5 protein-coding genes are annotated in these 3189 nt (G+C 37.1%); all 5 read left to right on the top strand.

Translation table 11 applies throughout. The features are described 5' to 3' along the window. Window positions 1-449: RHS repeat-associated core domain-containing protein (locus tag ACI43T_RS11845; RefSeq protein ID WP_405387302.1), on the top strand; the 449-nt coding region annotated here is incomplete at its 5' end. Next, complete coding sequence (locus ACI43T_RS11840; RefSeq protein ID WP_405387300.1) at window positions 424-735, top strand: hypothetical protein; 312 nt, start codon at window positions 424-426, stop codon at window positions 733-735. The genes ACI43T_RS11845 and ACI43T_RS11840, both read left to right, overlap by 26 nt. Window positions 736-1093: 358 nt before the next feature. Beyond that, complete coding sequence (locus ACI43T_RS11835) at window positions 1094-1258, top strand: hypothetical protein (protein WP_405387298.1); 165 nt, start codon at window positions 1094-1096, stop codon at window positions 1256-1258. Beyond that, a complete protein-coding gene (locus tag ACI43T_RS11830; RefSeq protein ID WP_405387296.1) occupies window positions 1255-1719 on the top strand; it encodes a hypothetical protein in 465 nt (154 codons plus the stop codon). The genes ACI43T_RS11835 and ACI43T_RS11830 overlap by 4 nt, the downstream gene beginning before the upstream one ends. 622 nt (window positions 1720-2341) lie before the next feature. Next, on the top strand, window positions 2342-2938 hold the full coding sequence (locus ACI43T_RS11825) for an SMI1/KNR4 family protein (protein WP_405387294.1): 597 nt from the start codon (window positions 2342-2344) through the stop codon (window positions 2936-2938). The last annotated feature ends 251 nt before the right edge of the window (window positions 2939-3189 follow it).

Genomic DNA, 3189 nt, shown 5'->3' with positions numbered 1-3189 from the left:
GGGAGACGGGGCTGCATTACAATTTGATGCGCTATTACGAACCTGATACGGGTAGGTTTATCAGTCAAGACCCGATTAGATTATCAGGTGGGAAAAATTTTTACCAATTTGCTTCAAGTACTCAAAATTGGGTTGACCCGTTGGGGCTATGCCCCAAAAATAAGGTTATTAATATTAACCCTAAAAATTTACGGTGGACCCAAACAACAGCAGGTGGTCGTGGTAGGGCGGATGCTATGAGAGAAAGTATGAGAAAAAATGGTTATCAGGGAGAGCCTATTGATGTTGTTGAGATGAGTGAAGGATTAGTTACTCTTGACCATACTCGTGCAGCAGTTGCATTAGAGTTAGGTATTGACTCAATTCCTGTTAGAGTGCATGGAATAGATGAGTCATTACCATCGAGTATGACTGGTAGGTTCGGTGATTCAACGTATTTTTGGATATGAACCATTTTCACAGCTTCAACCATGGTATTTGCTTTCAGAAGAAAAAATTTTTTGGGTACATAAAAATTGGAAAACTGATAAAAAAATATTAGTTTTTGCTCAGAGACAAGATTGTGATTCTTTAGCGGGAATAAATTTTGATGAAAATTTAAATGAGTTTAATGAAATATATTTAATTCAGGGTTGGACTCCTGAAGGATTTGAAATTATAGAAACGTACAAAACATTTTGGGAATGGTTTAAATCAGTAATTGATGATATACAAGAGTGGGTTGAATTAGAATAGAAATACATAAAACATTAGCCGTTTAATAAGCCGTAGCACGCATGAAACTTCCAATCCTGATGCAGGGTGTAGGTGTACGTACGCATGCGGCTTCTACTTTTCAGACGGCCTCAATAACCCTTTGAGGCCGTCTGAAACCTCCGTTCTTTAACAATCCAATCCCCGTTATCGGTTGCAACGCTGGTTGAAATAGAGGCCGTCTGAAAGTTAGTTTTTCAGACGGCCTCTATTTCAATCCGGCGGCGGAAGACGGAGTGTTCCGCGGCGAAGACGGCAACCTGTACGTCAACCGCCTCGGTGCCGCCTCCTCGTTGGCCGGACGGGAGATGGTGCGTTACCACTACGACGGCCGCCAGATATGCTAGATTTGGAAAGAGCTTTGACTTCACGTTTTGGAGGTCCTGAAAATAAAGAAAGTTGGGCGAATACAGTTAGAAATTTAACTGATCCAGATGCAATTATGGATTCATTTATGAGTTTAGGACGCTGTGGAGTGAAAGATTTAAGGAAAAAGAAAAAATGATAGAACCTTTAGAAAGAAAGAGTTTATTAAGTCCATTTGCTATTAATGGAGATGAAATGGTGGCTGAAGCTTATTCTAAAATAATGTATCAGCATTGGAATATTTCGGCTAAATTTGACAAATATTTTCCTAGGGGAACTTATGGAGAAGATTTGGATTTGATTTTATTTGAGTTTTTTGTTTTAGGTGATACAGATTGGTTTAGTGCTCCCAAAGAGATTTGTTTAGGTCGTTATTCGAGAAAAAATAAAGATTTTTCAGTAAAGGTACCAGTCCCTAAAGAAGTATCATCAGCAGTATTAAATGGAAATGATGAAATAGTTAATGATTTTTTAGTTAATACGTTTTCTATGGCAAAAGAGTTAATTTTTTCTAAGAAATCATTTAGGAAGTTGGATTTTAATTTTGAAAAATTTGAATCTGATTATAATTCTTTTATGAATGACTTAGTTAGTAAATAACTTTCGGCAAAATAAAATTGTATTAGGCCATTAAGCAAGCTGTATTTACATGAATTTTCAAAGCTAGCCGTAGGTTATGGGGGATAAAGGTGTCCATGTGGTTTTTAAACCTTTGAAACTGAACTTTCTTAATCTCAATCGGTTTTCAAGCAGCCTCAATATTTCTTTTGAGGCCGTCTGAAACCTCCGTCCTTTAACAATTCAATCCTGTTATCGGTTGCATCGCTGGTTGGCATAGAGGCCGTCTGAAAGTTAGTCTTTCAGACGGCCTCTATTCAGTTACGGTACCAATTTGATACTCTATGGTCAGATAAGAGGACGAGAAGAGTCATTTGGTAAAGGACCCAAAGGGTTTAAAGTTACCGGTATGACGGGTGACCCAGATAAAGATTTCACAAGAATGAGAAGGGCTTTAGCAGATAAGATGGGATGGTCTGTCCAAGATACCCAAAAATATTTGACGGACAATCGTCTTGACTTACATCATTCAAGTAGAAATACGGCGCAAATAATACCGAGAGATTTACATAGTGGCATTAGGCATACTGGTCCTGCAAGTGTCATGCGTAATGAGAAGAAAATCGGAAAACCATGTCCATAACCTTTAACTGGAGTAAACATTATGAGCACAAGAATGCAAACTTTAATAGAAAAAATGGGTGGAGTTGTAAGGGTCGGAGCAAAGCCTTTCGCTCCTTTATCACGAGAAATAATGTCAAAATTTCTAGATGTTGATAGAAAAGAATTTTCTGATTATTTAGATTATTTGACGTGTTTCGGAGGAGAGACATATCTAAATGAAGTATTTTATAAATTAACCATGTATAACAATGGACTACCAAGCTATTGTTATCCCCCTGATTCACCAATAGAAAATGTTGTAATAAAGAAAGGGGAATTTGGTTGTTTCTATGGAGAAGGGGAATCGTATCAAACTGGCTATTCATTGAGCAATGCTATAAAAAAAATGGAAAATAGGATTCCTACGAATTTTTTACCTATTGCTGAGAATAACTACGGAGATAGGATATGTCTTTGTATAAAAGGGGAAAAAATAGGACAAATTTTTTATTGGTACCATGAAAATGAATGGGATGAAGAAGATTATTTTGATGATTTTGGAAAAACTATGCCTGAAGAAGTAAAGATGCAAAATATGTATTTAGTCGGAGAAGATTTGTATGACTGTTTTAATCGTATGGTCTTAGAAGAAGAATAATTGTTTGAAATATTATGTGCCTAAAGATACATGTAATATGTAAACTGAATTATATATTTCTAGCTTTGATTAGCAAATCGTAGCCCGCATAAATTCCTGAATTTGCAGGTAGCGTGCGTGCCTCAATATCCTTTTGAGGCCGTCTGAAACCTCCGTTCTTTAACAATCCAATCCCCGTTATCGGTTGCAACGCTGGTTGAAATAGAGGCCGTCTGAAAGTTAGTTTTTCAGACGGCCTCTATTTCAATCCG

This window comes from Neisseria oralis, from assembly GCF_045062685.1.
GTDB classification, from domain to species: Bacteria; Pseudomonadota; Gammaproteobacteria; order Burkholderiales; family Neisseriaceae; genus Neisseria; species Neisseria oralis.
This window is presented reverse-complemented; position numbering and strand designations above follow the sequence as displayed.

What these genes read in the sequence shown, in the direction of transcription:
- ACI43T_RS11825 (WP_405387294.1), top strand. Translation starts at nt 2,342, where the DNA reads ATGAGCACAAGAATGCAAACTTTAATAGAAAAAATGGGTGGAGTTGTA.
- ACI43T_RS11830 (WP_405387296.1), top strand. Translation starts at nt 1,255, where the DNA reads ATGATAGAACCTTTAGAAAGAAAGAGTTTATTAAGTCCATTTGCTATT.
- ACI43T_RS11835 (WP_405387298.1), top strand. Translation starts at nt 1,094, where the DNA reads ATGCTAGATTTGGAAAGAGCTTTGACTTCACGTTTTGGAGGTCCTGAA.